At 36.9% G+C, this 17,371-nt stretch carries 16 protein-coding genes and 1 riboswitch; of the genes, 9 read left to right on the top strand and 7 right to left on the bottom strand.

Features of this window, described 5'->3' with window-relative positions; translation table 11 throughout:
- The first annotated feature begins 149 nt into the window (after window positions 1-149).
- A complete protein-coding gene (locus tag HEQ36_RS10345; RefSeq protein WP_052149817.1) occupies window positions 150-665 on the top strand; it encodes a hypothetical protein in 516 nt (171 codons plus the stop codon).
- Between the two features lie 505 nt (window positions 666-1,170).
- Here the strand turns inward: HEQ36_RS10345 and HEQ36_RS10340 are convergent.
- Together HEQ36_RS10340 and HEQ36_RS10335 are read right to left on the bottom strand one after the other, a co-directional pair.
- Window positions 1,171-2,106: an alpha/beta hydrolase gene (locus HEQ36_RS10340; protein WP_039200763.1), complete on the bottom strand. Its 936-nt coding sequence runs from the start codon at window positions 2,104-2,106 to the stop codon at window positions 1,171-1,173.
- Window positions 2,107-2,125: 19 nt separating this feature from the next.
- Window positions 2,126-2,629: a DUF4112 domain-containing protein gene (locus HEQ36_RS10335; protein WP_039200762.1), complete on the bottom strand. Its 504-nt coding sequence runs from the start codon at window positions 2,627-2,629 to the stop codon at window positions 2,126-2,128.
- 755 nt (window positions 2,630-3,384) lie between these two features.
- Between HEQ36_RS10335 and HEQ36_RS10330 the strand changes: the two genes are divergently transcribed.
- Window positions 3,385-3,846 carry a hypothetical protein gene (locus HEQ36_RS10330; protein ID WP_039200761.1) on the top strand — a complete coding sequence of 154 codons (462 nt, stop codon included), beginning with the start codon at window positions 3,385-3,387 and terminating at the stop codon, window positions 3,844-3,846.
- 139 nt (window positions 3,847-3,985) lie between these two features.
- Here HEQ36_RS10330 and HEQ36_RS10325 read toward each other — a convergent pair whose 3' ends face one another.
- On the bottom strand, window positions 3,986-5,407 hold the full coding sequence (locus HEQ36_RS10325; RefSeq protein WP_168636922.1) for an NADP-dependent isocitrate dehydrogenase: 1,422 nt from the start codon (window positions 5,405-5,407) through the stop codon (window positions 3,986-3,988).
- A 430-nt stretch (window positions 5,408-5,837) separates the two neighbouring features.
- Here HEQ36_RS10325 and HEQ36_RS10320 point away from each other — a divergent pair, with 430 nt between their 5' ends.
- On the top strand, window positions 5,838-6,554 hold the full coding sequence (locus tag HEQ36_RS10320) for a GUN4 domain-containing protein (protein ID WP_039200760.1): 717 nt from the start codon (window positions 5,838-5,840) through the stop codon (window positions 6,552-6,554).
- A 49-nt stretch (window positions 6,555-6,603) separates the two neighbouring features.
- Here the strand turns inward: HEQ36_RS10320 and HEQ36_RS10315 are convergent, their stop codons facing one another.
- The gene (locus HEQ36_RS10315) at window positions 6,604-6,939 is read right to left on the bottom strand and encodes a XisI protein (RefSeq protein WP_039200759.1); all 336 of its coding nucleotides are present in this window, start codon (window positions 6,937-6,939) and stop codon (window positions 6,604-6,606) included.
- Window positions 6,927-7,343, bottom strand: a complete 417-nt coding sequence (locus tag HEQ36_RS10310) for a XisH family protein (RefSeq protein WP_039200758.1) — start codon at window positions 7,341-7,343, stop codon at window positions 6,927-6,929. Before HEQ36_RS10310 ends, HEQ36_RS10315 begins: the two co-directional genes overlap by 13 nt.
- A 550-nt stretch (window positions 7,344-7,893) precedes the next feature.
- Between HEQ36_RS10310 and HEQ36_RS10305 the strand changes: the two genes are divergently transcribed.
- From HEQ36_RS10305 to HEQ36_RS10285, 5 genes are all read left to right on the top strand, one after another.
- Window positions 7,894-8,661 (top strand): NYN domain-containing protein, encoded by a 768-nt coding sequence (locus HEQ36_RS10305; RefSeq protein ID WP_039200757.1) that lies wholly within the window; start codon window positions 7,894-7,896, stop codon window positions 8,659-8,661.
- 125 nt (window positions 8,662-8,786) lie between these two features.
- Complete coding sequence (gene rnc / locus HEQ36_RS10300) at window positions 8,787-9,461, top strand: ribonuclease III (protein ID WP_039200756.1); 675 nt, start codon at window positions 8,787-8,789, stop codon at window positions 9,459-9,461.
- 510 nt (window positions 9,462-9,971) lie between these two features.
- A riboswitch (cyclic di-AMP (ydaO/yuaA leader) is annotated at window positions 9,972-10,168 on the top strand.
- Between the two features lie 99 nt (window positions 10,169-10,267).
- The gene (gene ntrB, locus HEQ36_RS10295; RefSeq protein WP_168636923.1) at window positions 10,268-11,113 is read left to right on the top strand and encodes a nitrate ABC transporter permease; all 846 of its coding nucleotides are present in this window, start codon (window positions 10,268-10,270) and stop codon (window positions 11,111-11,113) included.
- A gap of 82 nt (window positions 11,114-11,195) precedes the next feature.
- The gene (locus HEQ36_RS10290; RefSeq protein WP_168636924.1) at window positions 11,196-12,638 is read left to right on the top strand and encodes an ABC transporter substrate-binding protein; all 1,443 of its coding nucleotides are present in this window, start codon (window positions 11,196-11,198) and stop codon (window positions 12,636-12,638) included.
- A gap of 17 nt (window positions 12,639-12,655) precedes the next feature.
- Complete coding sequence (locus tag HEQ36_RS10285) at window positions 12,656-13,489, top strand: ABC transporter ATP-binding protein (RefSeq protein ID WP_053539391.1); 834 nt, start codon at window positions 12,656-12,658, stop codon at window positions 13,487-13,489.
- 189 nt (window positions 13,490-13,678) lie between these two features.
- Here HEQ36_RS10285 and HEQ36_RS10280 read toward each other — a convergent pair whose 3' ends face one another.
- On the bottom strand, window positions 13,679-14,545 hold the full coding sequence (locus HEQ36_RS10280) for a hypothetical protein (protein WP_168637105.1): 867 nt from the start codon (window positions 14,543-14,545) through the stop codon (window positions 13,679-13,681).
- A gap of 360 nt (window positions 14,546-14,905) precedes the next feature.
- Window positions 14,906-16,558, bottom strand: coding sequence for a glycosyltransferase family 39 protein (locus tag HEQ36_RS10275; protein WP_168636925.1), 1,653 nt, complete (start codon window positions 16,556-16,558; stop codon window positions 14,906-14,908).
- A 111-nt stretch (window positions 16,559-16,669) separates the two neighbouring features.
- Between HEQ36_RS10275 and HEQ36_RS10270 the strand changes: the two genes are divergently transcribed.
- The gene (locus HEQ36_RS10270; protein ID WP_168636926.1) at window positions 16,670-17,317 is read left to right on the top strand and encodes a class I SAM-dependent methyltransferase; all 648 of its coding nucleotides are present in this window, start codon (window positions 16,670-16,672) and stop codon (window positions 17,315-17,317) included.
- Window positions 17,318-17,371: the final 54 nt, after the last annotated feature.

Below are 17,371 nucleotides of genomic sequence, written 5' to 3'. Positions count from 1 at the left end.
TTCTTTTTCCTATTGTCATAAATATAGGACTCCTATTTGATTTTTGAACAGAACTCGGTACATACTGAAATCCTTCTTCCCTGTTCCCTGTTCCCTGTTCCCTGTTCCCTAACTCAACGGAAAATTCAGGAATCAAACCGGATTCCTATATGATTTATGTGATTAATGTGATGGATAATGAACAAGAGTTAAAAGAAAAGCGAAAGACTGGAAGAATTCCAGTAAATCTACTGAAAAAATACCCTGGAATCTGGTTCTTGAGTTTGTTAATAATTCCGATAGGAGTTGTAATTATTGCCTATAATCAACTAATTTATATTGGCTATGTGCCACAGGTAAAACAGGCAGAAACTCCATATATCCCCGTACAATCAACCATTTCTACATTTTCCGATACTAGTAATCCCCTACCTCTATGGTTGATCATTGCCGTCATCTTCTGCTGTTCCAGCGGTTCGTTGGTAATTTTCTACCTATTACAAAATTCCAAAGAAAGCACAAGAACTAGTCAACGCCATCGCAATAGTCAAAAAATGCCCTCCCGAAAGCGTTATAAACCCACTAATAGTAAAAATTTGCTCATAATTTCGCCTCCAGAAAAAATCTATCCCCTTCATGCCAATACAGAATTTGTCAAAGACAGACAAGATTCACGATTTCTCTGAAAACCTAGCAATACAAGACTTTCAAGAAAATGCCAACTTGGCAACCAAGTTTTAATTACCTAAGTTACATTGATGCAAGATAAACAACTTCAATTCTGTGGTTATTAACGTTTACTAAATATTGATTATTTCAAACAATCCCTTACCCTTAATTTATGCTCACATTTTTCAGCGTAAATAACAATGATTTATAAACACTTGATTGACCATTAATTGAATCAAAAATAATCACAATAATCAGATTTGACATTTGCTGCAAAGGGAATATTAACCGCATATCAATACTGTCGTTGTTAAATCAACCCCCCTAAATAACTGGCAGTATTTATATATGTTCCCAAACGCTACAGCAGTAAATGTAGAGTGGGAGATTTTAGGCTTTTGGTATGCCTTCTCCCACTCTCTTTTTATTTATAACAACCTTGTATCTTAGAGGGTTTTAGCGCAGGTACGAGGCAGGTACGGAAAATTGCCTGAATTTCTATCATTAGTCAATTTTCAAAATTCAACAGAAATCGGTCTCTTTTAAAAACTCTAAAATTGCTGCATTCACCACATCAGCAGAACCAGTTGACGCATCATGATAACAGTTTTGCAAAATTTGTAAGCGAGAATTAGGCAAATGTTGATGTAATTTTTCTCCATGACTAACAGGAAACCAACTATCTTGATCACCCCATAAAACCAAAGTTGGACATTCAATATTTTTGAGATTATTTTGAATATTTTTCAGCATACTTGGCTGATTTTTTCGCAAATTCTCAATTTCTTGAGCAGCAATTTGTAACTCTTCAGCCACTTTTACCAAAGTCCCCGGAATTTCAATGAATGGGTAAGTAATCCAATAAATATCTTCTTCTGTTAATAATGAAGGATTATATAATACCTTGCGTCTTTCTGCTCCCATCACTTCTCTGACTAAAGGTGCAAACCAATATGCAAGACGTAAATCATCAATTGCATGGATAATTTCTATTGGTGTTTGTGCCAGTAAACCCATAGACCAATGAGGTAAAGTTTCTGTAAAAATAGGAGCGTTAATTACTACTAACCGTCCGATTAAATCAGGACTTTTACCAGCTAATCCCAGAGAAATTAATGCCCCTATAGATTCGGCGACAATTATCGGTGGTTCATCACATAAAGCTTGAATAATGCGTTTTAATTCAATAATTTGATGTCCTGTTTCTTCTCGACGAGATACGGGCTTTTCTGAAAAACCAAAACATTTAAAATCACAACAAATTACTCGAAAATATCGAGATAATGGTTCAATACTATGCCGCCAATTATAACTCCAACTGCCTAAACCATGTAATAAAATCAGCGGTCTCCCGTTACCTTTTTCACCATAGGCTATTTGAATTGGATAACCTTGAGAATCATTAATAATCAGATTTTGCCGCCCTTGAGGAAAATTATCTTGCCACCAATCTTTCATGATTTTATAGATAAGTCATTTAACTACCAGTAAAAATTTGCCATAATATTCTTATTAATATCACGGGTATGGATATTAAAACAATAGCCAGTAGAAATAAGCCAATACTAAAAATGAGGATAAATGAATTATCTGCTTTTTGATTTTGATGCGGAGATTTTAAAGCTGCTTCCAATAAAATGATATTGTAATTATTCGCTCTCCAAGCAAAATCAAACAAATCTCCTAACATGGGAATAGCCCCAACTAAGGAATCTACAATTACATTCATTACCATCCGTCCTAATGTGGCTACGGGTACGCCTAATTGTGCGGCTTCCATGATAATATAAAATGAAAATATTAATCCTAAAGCATCACCACCTATGGGTAGTAATCCAATAATTGGATCTAACCCGACTCCTATTTGTGTTCCGGGAATAGTAATTATATTATCTAATAGTCCACTAAATTGACGTAGACGCTTTAATCGAGGTGCATAACCATCAGGTGTAATTACAAATGGTTCAGAAGAATTAGGCATTATTAATTATTTCCACTGACTGAGTGATCAACTTTCTTATTATCTCATTTTCTTAACTCAAATTTTTTCATATTTAGGGCTGGCTGAATAAAGCTAGAACCATTTACCAATAAGGATTTTGCATATTTTGATCATAAAAAAGTGCAAGTTTTTAGCTAATGGTGTCTCAAAACAGTTGCATTTTTCCTGATCGGATAAGTAGGTGGACACAATAAAACCAAACTGTGTAAAGAAACGTAAAATCGCTGAAAACTTCTTCACTCTTGCCTCTTGCCTTTTGCCTTGCCATAACGACAATTTTCAACGCCAACCTACTTATGGGAAATTGAGACTATCCAGGCTGAAACTGTTCCCTGTACCCAGTTAAGAGTTCCCCTACCCTCACAGATAACTTTTATGGCTTACGCCGCGCTACGCTATCAGCAAACCCTACATATATCCAGGTATACTTGTTTTTTACGAGCTTGACTAATTCCCAAGTTGTTTGCAAATTTATCTCTCAACATATTTAAGCTCTGACTAAGTAGGTGAACACAATAAAACCAAACTGTGTAAAGAAATGTAAAATCGCCTAAACCCTCTTCACTCTTGCCTCTTGCCTCTTGCCTTTTGCCTTGCCATAACGACAATTTTCAACGCCAACCTACTTAGATTGAGTTATTCGGTGACAATCAACATTGATAATTTTTTTCTAGTCTACTACTCTATTGGTTCTATCAAAAAGGTTAAACCTATCTCTACTACAAAAAACTTCTATGACTCAAGATCTCACACAAAAATGGTTAACCGAAATTCAGTCTCTCACACAACAGATGACGAAATTTCAGCGGGAACGAGATGAAGCTTGGGAAAGTTCGCAAAAATGGCGACAACTTTATAATACCGAAGCAGAACAACGGCGTGTAGACGCAAAAATGCACCAAGAAGCTATGGTGTCTATAAAGGCTGAAGTCCAAAAATTTTCGGTTGTTAATGGGGAAACAGGAACTGATATGACTACAGCTATTCAGCAAGAAATTTCCCAGTTTAATTCTATAGAAGAGTTACAAACTCAATTGTTAGAAGTCATACAGGAACGTGATTGTCTATTACAAGCTTTGAAACTTGAGCAAGAAAATCACGCTCAAACTCGAAAAAGTCTTACTACAGCTTTAGGTGATGCTATTGATAGTTTAGCCCGTTTAAGAGCGGGCAGCAAAAATACAGGAGGTGATTGACACTCCCTAACCCTCCCCTTTATAAGGGGAGGGTTAGGGAGGGGTAAAACATTTGATACAGCAATCATTTCAATTATGTGATGCTTAGATCCCCGACTTCTTAAAGAAGTCGGGGATCTTAATTTGAGAATAGTAGAAATTAACCGAAATGTTTGATGATTGCGTCTGCAAATTCAGAACACTTTAATGGTTGTACAGGTGGTTCCATTAACCGCGCTAAGTCATAAGTAACTTGACCATTGACGATCGCATCACCCAATCCTTTTTTAATTAAATCTGCGGCTTCTTGCCAACCCATATATTCCAGCATCATCACACCGGAAAGAATCACCGAACCGGGGTTAATTCTGTCTAAGCCCGCGTGCTTTGGTGCTGTCCCATGAGTAGCTTCAAAAATCGCGCAGGAATCGCCAATATTTGCCCCTGGACCCATGCCTAAACCGCCAACAATAGCAGCAGCAGCATCGGATAAATAATCACCGTTCAGGTTCATTGTCGCCAGAATAGAATACTCATCTGGTCGAGTTTGGATTTGTTGAAAGATACTATCAGCAATGCGATCATTGACCATGATTTTCTCTTTCCATTTACCGTTTCCGTGACTGTCCCAAATTGTATTGAGAACGGTTTCAACTTCCTTGACAATTTGGGCTTTTTTCTCTGGAGTCAGGGAATCAAAACCAGGATCAATTTCATGGGCATTTTCTTCTAAGGAAATATTGGGGTTTTTTTCCTTATTACCCAAAATCCAAGATTCCCGTTCTGTCACGCACTCTTGACGGAATTCGCTGGTTGCTAATTCATAACCCCAATCCCGGAAAGCGCCTTCTGTGTATTTCATGATATTGCCTTTATGCACCAAGGTGACTTGTTGCTTATTTTTGGGCAATAACAAAGCGTGTTTAATGGCACGTCTCACCAAACGCTGAGAACCGGTTTTGCTGATGGGTTTGATGCCGATACCAGCGTCCAGGGGAATTTGCTTTTTACCATGTTCTGGGGTAGCAGGTATCAATTCCTCATTCAAGAATTTTATCAGGCGATCGCCGATTGCACTACCTTGCTTCCACTCAATCCCCAAATAAATATCTTCCGTATTTTCCCGATAAACAATCACATCCAGTTTTTCAGGAGTTTTGTGGGGAGAAGGAGTTCCAGCGTAATAACGACAAGGACGCACGCAAGTATAAAGATCAAAGATTTGGCGTAATGCCACATTTAAAGACCGAATCCCCCCACCGACAGGAGTAGTCAAAGGACCCTTAATAGCTATGCCATATTCTTTAATCGCCGTCAATGTATCCTGGGGCAAATACTGGTATGTACCATAGAGATCACAGGCTTCATCACCAGCATAAACCCTAAACCAGCTAATTTTTCTTTTGCCCTTGTATGCCTTAGCGATCGCCGCATCCAGCACCTTTTCCGTCGCTGGCCAAATATCTATACCCGTACCATCACCGCGAATAAAAGGAATAATTGGATTTTCAGGAACAACCGGTTCACCATTTTTGAAGGTAATTTTCGCGCCGATAGTGGGAGGAGTAATCTTTTCGTACATAATTCACACATTCCAAATAGAAGAAATTCACAAGTTCGTAGGGGCGCAGGGCCTGCGCCCTAAGATCCATCCAGGGCCTGCGCCCTAAGATCCATCCAGGGCCTGCGCCCTAAGATCCATCCAGGGCCTGCGCCCTAAGATCCATCCAGGGCCTGCGCCCTAAGATCCAGGTCTTGCGCCCTAAGATCCAGGTCTTGCGCCCTAAGATCCAGGTCTTGCGCCCTAAGATCATTACAGTAACCCCTGGATTCTATGACCCCTTACCTGATAAAGTATTGTTAGTTAGGATTTGCACAGTCCACTGGGAGTAATTTTTTCAGACACACACTCAAAGACTTTGCAAATTCACTTCGCTATTCGTCCTTCATTTTGTAGAATAACCGATAGCAATAGATAGTTTATTCACGCTCACGCTAACACGAGTAACGGCATGACAGACCCAATGATTGTATCAGGCACTACAAATGATCTCGACTCCCTCCGCCAAAAGTTAATCGCTGGGTCCGAAAAAGTCCAACAACAAATCATCCCGCAGTTAGCTGACTTGGGTAATGATGGGTTAGATGTGTTGAAGGAATTTTTGCTGAAACGTCGTGATACCCCAGCAACTTGGATTGATGGTAAAGTCTACCAAGTCATCTATAATACTAATGCACCGACAGATCAAGAATTTCTACAAACTAACTTTCCTGAAGGAATTGTACCTCTAAAATCGGACTGTGGGATCAGTTACAATTCTTTGCAAAAGTTACTTGCCAATCAGGATTTTCAAGCGGCTGATCTCTTGACAATTCAAAAAATGTGTGAAGCGGCAAGTCCCCAAGCAGTACAAAGAAAATGGCTATACTTTACCGAGGTAGAAGGTTTACCAATTCAAGACTTACGCACTATCAATCAACTCTGGGTAGTTCACTCAGAAGGTAAATTTGGCTTCTCTGTCCAGCGCGAAATTTGGTTAGGTTTAAGTAAAAATTGGGTCAACTTGTGGCCAAAAATTGACTGGAAGAATGGTAATAACTGGACAAGATATCCTAACGGGTTCACCTGGGATTTAACCGCCCCTAGAGGTCATTTACCCCTCTCTAACCAACTGCGCGGGGTGCGGGTGATGTCTTCTCTGTTGTGTCATCCTGCTTGGAATAAGTAGTTATATCCCGTTAGATCCCCCACTTCTCAAAGAAGTCGGGGATCTGAAATTAACCAACTGCAAAGCCTGTATATTGTCTCATCAAAGGCTCATGAAAAGCTAAGACAATATCTTCTTTTGGTACACCTAATTTAACTAATTCATCGGCAATACCAATTTCAGTTCCATTCTGTTGTATCCAAATTTTGCCGTTTTTGATATCAAGATGTAAAACACAACCATACATCGGGTGGCGATTTTTCCAACCCGTATAAACAACCTGATAATGATCTCTTTCTTGATCAAAAATGAGTTGTGTTTCTACTTCTTCATCCGATGGACTTCCCTGGGCATATTCAATTAATAAATTTTGGATATACCCACGATATTGTTCTATTTTTTCCATAGTGAAATCACCTCATTATTTGGATCATAAATTAGTAAACTTAATTGAAAATGGTCAATAACTTCTTCTATAAATGGCAAGTTAAAAAAGGTTTCATAAACCCCCTGCGGAACTGCTAAATATAAAAAACGATCAGGCTGTTGTTTTTTCAAAGCAAGACGATAGTTAAGAAATTGACCCAAGGCTGTATGAAATTCAGAAATATTTGAGGAACTAACAAAGCTTTTAATCTCAACCGCGATCTTTTCTTCTCCTTTCTCAGCAGCTATGATTCTTTCTGCACCCAAATCAATTTGCATATCAACCCTACCTGAGCGAATTCTCAAAGGATCATCCGTGATTACCCAACTCTCTTTTTCTAATCCTTTCCTAACAGCATCATGAAAAATATCTTTAGCAGACATTAGCTTACAATTAAGTCATTTCTATCTATGATTATTATAATATTTTCCGTCTCACCTAACTGAAATTCTCGTAATAGCCCAAATAAGTATTTGTGCGTTATATATAGTACATCTAAATTAAGTATTGACACCTCAGATGAGATGTGTAAATAATTAAACAGGACAACCAAACAAATGGTACAACAGCTTAGAACTCTATGGCTAAAGCATCGGTGGTTGTCTCAGAAGCAGGATTCCTTTATGGCAAATCTTGCGTTGTGGCTTAGTTTCAATATTTATCCCGATGTTTTGTTGCGTCGCTAATTACTCAATTAGTACGAATGAAATAAGCTGTATGGATAAATATTGAGTCTAAGGCATAACGCAGGTTTTCCCAGGGAGGAATTTTGCTGCTGAGACTGAAACTGATTTAACACTGAAATTGGTTAACATAGAGCAACTAAATGAGGGAAAGCTAATTTTTTAGTTTTTTCCTTCGTCTAGTTATATTGCTATAAATGTGTGATTTGTTGAAGCTGTCCAGTTAACTTAAAAAACTGGATATTTTACTATGCGTCATCTACCTTTGAACACCGAAACAGTTCAAAAACAAGACTCTGTTGCCATTTTTTGTGACTTTCAGAATGTCGGTTTAATCACAAAAAATGCTGATTTATTGCTTGATTTTGCGAAAATGCAGGGAATTATAAAATGGAAGAATTTTTACTATAATTCCCTGCACAAAAGTCAAGTTGATGCTAAAAATAAATTTGAATTACTTGGTTTTAATTGTGTAGATATTCCTGATAATTCAAAAAATAGTGCAGATAAGCAACTTAATAAAGAATGTTGCAGAACAGTTGCTGTTAATCCTTTGCTAAAAACGATTATTCTTGTTTCAGGAGATTGGGATTTTGCTGGATTAATTACAATTCTCAAAGCTATGGGAAAAAAAGTAATTGTTTTGGCTCAAAAAGGTAGTGCAAGTCAAAGATTAATCAACCTGGTTGGAGATGAGAATTTCTATTTAATAGACAATTTACCTAAATTAGTTCAGAAAAGAAATCAACCTCAAATAACTAATATCCATGCTCAGATTAGTTATAATGAAGCTGTAGAATGTTTGAAAAAAGCTATCAAGAAAGCAGTCACTCAAGGTAAACCTACAAACTACAGCTATCTTAGTAAATTGATGCGTCAACTTTTGCCTAAATATCAAGGTGTTCCTTCTATTTCCACACCTAATGGCAAAAAAATCAAAACCTTTACACAATTTGTTGATATGGTTGTCAAGGAAGGTAGAATCATCAGACAAAATCAGGATTTATTTTTAGAATAATTAGATAAAATACCTGCCTGAATTTGTCTTGTTAATTCCAGTTTATTAATATAACTGGTTTATGATAACCGCACCTTGCGGTTTTTTGTTTTTTTCAATAAGTCCCTAAAAGATAAAAGATTAAAATGCACGAACTTCTCACATTCAATAACGAAAAACTTCTTCGTCAAGCACTAACTCACCGTTCTTATGTCAATGAACACCCAGGAGAAGAACATAACGAGCGCCTAGAGTTTCTTGGTGATGCTATTCTCAATTTTTTAAGCGGTGAATATCTCTATGAACTTCATCCAGAAAAAGGAGAAGATGAATTAACTCGTCGTCGTTCTGCATTAGTAGATGAAAAACAATTAGCAAAATTTGCGATTGAAGTAGGTTTAGACTTGAGAATCCGTTTAGGACAAGGTGCAATTCTCGATGGAGGATATAATAATCCTAATTTATTAAGTAGCACATTTGAAGCAGTTATTGGTGCTTATTATCGAGATAAAAATTGCAATATTGCATTACTTCGCCCTATTGTAGAAAAACTTTTTGCCTCTGTACCTGAGAATATTGTTGTATCTCGCTCTAATGTAGACTCAAAAAACCGCTTTCAGGAGTGGGTACAAAGTAGTGGTAACACAACTCCACCCAAATATGTTACAAGACAAATAGGTGGACAATCTCATACACCAATATTTGAATCTGATGTCTTTGAAGTAGTGAATGGGAAAGAAATATGGCGGGGAAAAGGACAAGGACGCAATAAAAAAGATGCAGAAAAAGCTGCTGCTGAAAATGCGTTAGATAACTTGTAGAAAATGGTTATTAAATTGATAATTGTTGATTTTCTGCTTGTATTGGCGAATATAATTCGCAGCTACACAGACAGAACCCATCTATTCCTGCTGTCCCGTGAGAGGGTGTTTGAAAATTCATGATTGCTGTATCAAATGTTTTACCCCTCCCTAACCCTCCCCTTATAAAGGGGAGGGAACTGGATTTTCTTGTTTCAATAAAACCAAACTGTGTAAAGAAACGTAAAATCCCTGAAAACTTCTTTACTCTTGCCTCTTGCCTTGCTATGACGACAATTTTCAACACCAACCTACTTAAGGGGGGTAACAATATGATGAAAATTACGGGATACCACTTTTAAAACATCCTCTAAGGGATACATGGGTTTCAAACCCTTGATTTTTCATTAGTTCACGCAGGTGGACTTAGCCTGTGTAGTAGCGATTTATAATCGCCGGAAACTATTATTCATGACGAATACTGATGTTATTACTGAATATAAATGTTAATGTTCTATCATGATTCAGAATTGAGTAAGTCAGCTTAATCCAGTACATTTAATTTAATAGTGCTGGAACGGAGGAACCAAATTGTGGGGCGTATTTTTGTCTTGACTAATTTAGGAATTTAAGATTTAAAACTCAAATCAAATCTAAAATCAAGCAAAAAAGGGTATCTCTCAACCCTAGCCCGTCAGCTAACTTCGTAGGCATTGAGAGGAGACTGAAGAGACAGAATTTTAATTATGTTCTGATCTCATCAGTGTCCAAGGTTGGTACTAGTTAATATTTGCGTATCCAAGCTTAACTCTGCTGAGGTGAAATAAATGATATTGCAACTAAATTTAGCTGCCATTGTCGCAGTTGCTGGAAAAGCTATTTGGAGAAAAACCAAACCAGTAATTTTTCAAGATACTTTCGTATTTCCCGCACTCGGCTGTTTAGGAATTATTTTATTGTGGTGGGTAGTAGCACTAGCTAACCATGAATTAATGCCCACACCACCGGAAGCTTTAATTGCCAATTGGGACTATATCTTACATCCATTCTATGAGAGAGGTCCAGGTGATTTAGGAATTGGTTGGTTATTATTAGCCAGTTTACGGCGGGTAATATTAGGATTTGGTTTAGGGGCATTAGTAGCAATTCCCTTGGGTTTTTTGATTGGAATTTCGAGACCCGCAATGCTGGCTTTTAATCCCATTATTCAGATTTTCAAACCTGTATCACCCTTAGCCTGGTTGCCAATTTCTTTATCTCTGTTTAATTTAGCAGATCCTTCCGCTATTTTTGTGATTTTCATTACTTCCCTCTGGCCAACTATTATTAATACAGCATTAGGAGTTTCTAGTGTACCAAAAGACTATTTAGATGTAGCACAAGTCCTAGAAATGCCCCGTTGGCGACAGATTACTAAAATTATTCTACCTGCTAGTTTGCCTTATATTTTTACAGGTTTGCGAATTAGTTTAGGTATTGCTTGGTTGGTAATTGTGGCTGTAGAAATGTTGACAGGTGGAATAGGAATTGGCTTTTTTGTTTGGGATGAATGGAGTCGTTTAAATCTGAGTTCTGTATTTTTAGCTGTGTTTATAATTGGCTTAACTGGGTTGGTTTTAGATTACGGTGTAGGGAAACTTCAAGAGTTAGTTACTCACCGTCCAGGAAATTAATGATTTAAACGCTGATAGAAGATGATGAACGCGGATAAACGCAGATGAATTTGTACTTTCATAAAATCCCAAATGATAAATTATGACTGAAAATCATTTAACTCGCAGAGATTTTATTACAGGAATAGGGGCGACAACTGCGGGAATAATATTATCATCCTGTGCTGTTTCGGGAGATAGGTCTGCTAAGGGATTAACAGAAGAAGCTTTAGCGGTGACACCTGTAGTCAAATCCCAAGATTTAGAAAAACCGGACATTACTGTGGGTTATGTTCCTGTTAATGATTGTGCGCCATTTGCGATCGCTTGGAAAAAAGGATTTTTCCGCAAATATGGTTTAAATGTCACACTCAACCGCGAAGCCAGTTGGGCTACCTCCCGCGACGGCTTAATTTTCGGTCGTCTCGACGCTTCCCCCGTCGTCTCCGGTGCTGTTACCAACGCTAGAATAGGTGCAGAAGGTGCGCGTCATGCCCCCTTATGTGCAGCAATGACCATCCACCGACATGGTAACGCCATGACCATGAATCGGGATATGTGGGACTATGGCATTCGTCCCTGGTATGAATATCAACAAAAATACGGTGATGGGGCATTAGAAGCCTTTGGGAAGGACTTTCGCGGCTATTTTGACAAACAACCCCCAGAAAAGAAAATCTGGGCTGTAGTCCTCAGTTCTGCCATTTATGAATACTTTGCTCGGTATCTTTCTGCTGCTGCGGGTGTTGATCCTCTTAAAGAATTTCGGGTCATAATTGTTCCACCACCGCAAATGGTAACAAACATGAGAATTGGGGCAATGCAAGCTTACATGGTCGCCGAACCTTGGAATACTAGAGCAATTACAGGTAATGAAGGTATTGGTTTTACATTCGCTCAAGGTAAGGAAATTTGGCACGGACATCCAGATAGACTCCTGGGTGTAATGGAATCTTTTATTGTTAATTATCCTAAAACTTACCGTTCTTTGGTAAAGGCAATGATTGAAGCTTGTCAATATTGTAGCAAACCCGAAAATCGCCAAGAAATAGCCGAATTACTCACAGAAAGATCATTTACTGGTGCGAAACCTAAAAAGCCGGGTGTTCCTATTACTAAATTTACTGGACCGGGAATTATTGGCAATTATAACTATGGTGGTTTTGATGGTAAAGACAGAACTATCAAAGCAGATGATACGACAATTTTTTATGATCTTCCTAACAGTATTCCCCTCGAAAAAGGGGAACATTCTACATTTTTATGGCGTTCTCGCAGTCTTTGGTTAATGACTCAAGCAGCACGGTGGGGACAAATCAAAGAAATTCCTAAAAATGCTGAAGAAGTAGCCGCAAAAGGTTGGAGAACCGATTTATATCGAGAGATAGCCGCAGAAATGGGAATTGAATGTCCCAAAGATGATTATAAAGTTGAACCTCCTGAAGCATTTATAGATAAAAAAGGATTTGATCCTAGTAATCCTGTAGGATATCTTCATAGTTTTGATATCCGTGCTAACGCTCCTTCTCAGTTTTTTTTATCCTAAAAAATAGGTAATTAATTATGGAATATATAACTTCATCCCAACATAATATTACAGAAACTTTGCCCCGTAACGGATTTTTAGAAATCGAAAATTTAGTTAAATCCTATCCAACCCAGGACAAAGGAAAATTCACAGTTTTAGATCATGTTAATTTGACTATTAAGGAAGATGAATATATTTCTGTAATTGGTCATTCTGGTTGTGGTAAATCCACATTATTAAAAATAATTGGTGGTTTTGAAAAAGCTACATCTGGTTCAGTTCGCTTAGATGGAAAAGAGATTCGTAAACCAGGAGCCGATAGAATGATGGTATTTCAAAATTATTCATTATTACCTTGGTTAACTGTCCGCGAAAATATCCGTTTAGCAGTAGATGAAGTTTTGAAAAATGCCAACCGTGCCGAAAAAATTAGCATTGTCAATGAACATTTAGCAATGGTAAACTTAACCCCAGCCGCAGATAAATACCCTGATGAAATTTCTGGAGGAATGAAACAAAGGGTTGGTATTGCTAGGGCTTTAGCAATTCGTCCCAAAATGTTATTAATGGATGAACCTTTTGGGGCTTTAGATGCCTTAACTCGTGGTAAATTACAACGTCAAGTATTAGATATTTGGGAACATCATCGTCAAGCAGTCATGATGATTACCCATGATGTTGACGAAGCAATTTATATGTCAGACCGAATTATTTTGATGACGAATGGACCATCGGCAAAAATAGGAGAAATTTTAAAAGTTCCTTTTGAACATCCCAGAGATAGAATAGCCATGCGTAACTCCACAGAATATTTTGAACTTCGCAATCATGCTCTGAATTTTCTTGATCAAAATTTCACACCGGAGTAGGGACAAACCCCCCGTTGTTGCCCAAATTTGCTTAAATTTTTGGCGTTGCTGATAGCCTGCGCGGCGTAGCCATATCGAGGTATGAAATTCCCAAATTGAACCTTTAAAACTCAAACCTCAGTGCGTGATTGCGCCTTGGCGTGAGACTAAAATTCATACCCTTAATCAGCAACGCCAAATTTTTGTTCCCTAATTACCAGAGACAACTTTTAAGCCCGGAGAGTTTAAAATTTCAGTATTATCTTTTCTCACTATTAAAGTGGAGGTAGAATTTCCATCTTCAGTTATAGGTTGTTCTAAAATGTAGACATAATCCCCATTTTTCCAACCTGTAATACATTTACCATCTCGACAGGAGACTTTACCACCTGTTAACTGGAGACATTTACCATTAGTATCACATCCTTGATAACTGACATCTCCCGTACCATTAACTCCATTCCAAGAATCAGTATTACTCAAAGTAATTGTCCATTTATCATTACTTAAAGTTTGTGATTTACCACTTTGGGAATTACTGCTTGGTGATTTTTCCTCTACACCTGCATTTACAACTTCCATTTTTGTAATAATGGATTCTTTGCGAGTTTTACCACAAGGTTCTGCACTTTGACAATCACTCACTGATTGGATTTCATAAACGGCATTAACTTTTTTATTTAACACCTTTTTTTCATCAGCACACATTTCAAAAGTCGCCCCAACATTGTGTTCAATTCCTTTTTTATCTACTAAAGTGACGTAACACATTAAATCACCATTGACTAATTTTGTAACCGTTCCCTCCTTGGGTTTTATACTTGTACCCGTTTTAGTATTTTTATCTAGATTATTACGAACAAATTTTCTCTTATGTTCTTTATTATCTTTATTTCTTTGTGTTTCTGATGCTTGTTTATCTTCTTTTTCACTGACTGCTACTGGAGAAGTTTCCGTTGGACTTTCAGTAACAATATTACTCGAATTTTCTTGAACTGCAACCTTGGGTGTGTTACCACAACCTATCAAAGATACATAGCTAAGAATGACAGCAATTACGGGAATTAATTTTTTCATGGTGAAGTTACAATAATCGAGAATATTCCCGTATTTTAACATAAACCTAAATTATACTTTTAATATTTATCGGGAATTTTCACATATAAAAATAGAAATCATGAATGATATTTGAGAAATTTTAATATCATGGTGAGTTACGCTGTAGCTAACATACCTTAGTCGTCTGTCAAGAACTAATTGACGGGTAAATAAATTTTTCCTCTTCCTTCTTTCCTCTTCCTTCTTTCCTCTTCTTTCTTTCTTCGCGCTCTTTGCGTCCTAATGCCTACGGCACGCTCCGCGAACGTGGTTCATTTCTTCTTTATCCGTCAAAATTTATTTGACAGACTACTAGTTATCAAAAATAAAATATTACTCCTATATCAGAATTTTTTTAGATACAACCTGAATTAATTGATAATCTTTAAAACTACCAATAACCCGATAATGTATTGGTAACTCAACAAAACTCGGTTGGTAAATCCAAGCATAACTCAAAATAGGTAACTGGGAAACTAAATCTACATTCTTCCCATATTGAGGTGTATAGAAGTAAATTAGCAGAGATTCTTTATCATTAAATCCTTTACCTTTAACAAAGTTAATCGGATGATTATGCAAAACTTTATTAATTGTTTCTTGTTTGTAAAATACTCTAAAATCTGGGTTGAAATCACCTAACAAACCTAAATTACTTGCTGTAGCTACAGATAACCAACAACTAATTAATAAGCTACCTAGCCAATAATGAGAAGTTAAAAACTTACGGTGATAATAAAACTTACCTATCCAGATTAACGGCACAATTAAGCTACCAAAACCAGAAGATATCATCAGAATTGCATATTTGTGAATATTTACCTCACCCCAAACTAAAATACTTATTCCGGCTAAAACTAAAATTATGCCTAATATTCCCCAAGCACAACTGATATTTCTTGGTAAATAAACTATTTGATGAGATGAATGTTGATCATCAAATCCTTTTTGGTAAATTTTTCCTAACCAATCTAAACCCACCGCAGATAAAAAAGCAATAAATGGATAAAGGCAAAGACTATAATGAGATAAACGAGTGGAAAATATACTCAATTCAGTAAATAAGATAACGGGAAACCCGATTAATATTAATGGATATTTAGAAATTGAATGCCGAATTACTAATATTATTCCTAATAAACTGAAAAAGAACCAAGGAAAAGATTTTAAAGCTAGATTCCATACATAAAATAAAATGCCATTTCTATGTTGTTCATGACTACCTAGTTCTATAACAAATCCCAATAAAGCTGCAATACTATCGCTACCATAACGTAACCAGCTAAAATAAAGCCAAATTAAGGTAGGAATTAAACCGACCAAAAACCCTAAATACAACATGGGGTTAGTTAAATGACGATGACGACGATGATCTATGATTAAATAAGGTAATAATGCCATCATTGGCAGAAAAATCATTAAACTTCTCATCAAAAAACCTAAGCCAAAACTCACCCCGGTGATAAAACCATATAAATATCGTTCTTGAGGATTTATATCAGATTTTAATAAAAAGAAAATTCCTATAAATACTAATAATATAGTTGGTAAATCTGGTGTTGATAACCGACAATATTGTATCCACAAAAATTCTACGCTGAGAATAATAATTCCCCAAAATGCTAATTTTTGAGATAAAAGAATTTCTCCCACTTTATAAATAACAAATATGCTCAAAATTCCCGCAATCATTGTCGGTATTCTCGCGGTTGTATCACTAACGCCAAATATTTGATAAAAAATAGCAATTAACCAATAAAAACCAGGGGTCTTATGATGAGGATGACCCCAAGGTGATACCCAATCACCTGTTTCCAACATTTGTCTAGCTCTCAAAGCATAAAGTGTTTCATCATGAGCCATGAGACTGGTTTCCCCAGAAGTAAATAACAATAAAGGAAGTAGCCAAATTAATAATTTGCAATATGGTAATTGCCAAAATAGCCGAATTAATTGGATAATATTGATGATTCGTGGTGATTTAAAAAACATTTATGAATTGTAAAATATAGTATTTTTCATGTAAAATAAGTGAAGTTATCAAAAATAACTTACCAATTAAAATACTAGCCAAAATTTCTAGATCAGGTAAAAAAGACATTTATGCTACTGCAACCAAATCAACGGATTAAGTTAGATGAATCGGATGATCTGTTATTCTATGATTACCCTCGCTTTGTCACTCATGTAGATGATGGTTTTATTCGACAACTGACTGATTTATATCGTCAGCGACTTCAAGAAAATATGCGTGTTCTTGATCTAATGAGTAGCTGGGTATCGCATCTACCTACAGAGATAAATTTTGCTCATGTACAAGGACATGGACTAAATGCTGAAGAACTAGCCCGAAATACTCAATTAAATCATTATTTTGTCCAAAATCTCAATACAAATCTCCAGTTACCTTTTCCAGATCAAGACTTTGATGCTGTTATTAACTGTGTTTCTGTGCAATATATCCAATACCCAGAGGCTATATTTTCGGAAATACACCGCATTCTTAAACCCGGTGGGATCGCAATTATTAGTTTTTCTAACCGGATGTTTTTTCAAAAGGCAATTCAAGCCTGGCGAGATGGTTCGGAAGCTTTTAGAGTAGAATTGGTCAAGGGCTATTTTACCTCAGTTCCTGGATTCACGACCCCGGAAGTGATTTGTTCGACCTCAACAGCACCAATTTTCTTGCAGTGGTTGGGAGTAGCAGGTGGAGATCCTTTTTATGCAGTGATAGCTCAACGTCTCGCGTAGTCTTGTACTACAAAAATATCCAAATATTTTGTGATGATCACTACCTCCAATCAT

Source organism: Anabaena sp. 54, assembly GCF_017355725.1.
GTDB lineage: Bacteria > Cyanobacteriota > Cyanobacteriia > Cyanobacteriales > Nostocaceae > Dolichospermum > Dolichospermum heterosporum.
This window is presented reverse-complemented; position numbering and strand designations above follow the sequence as displayed.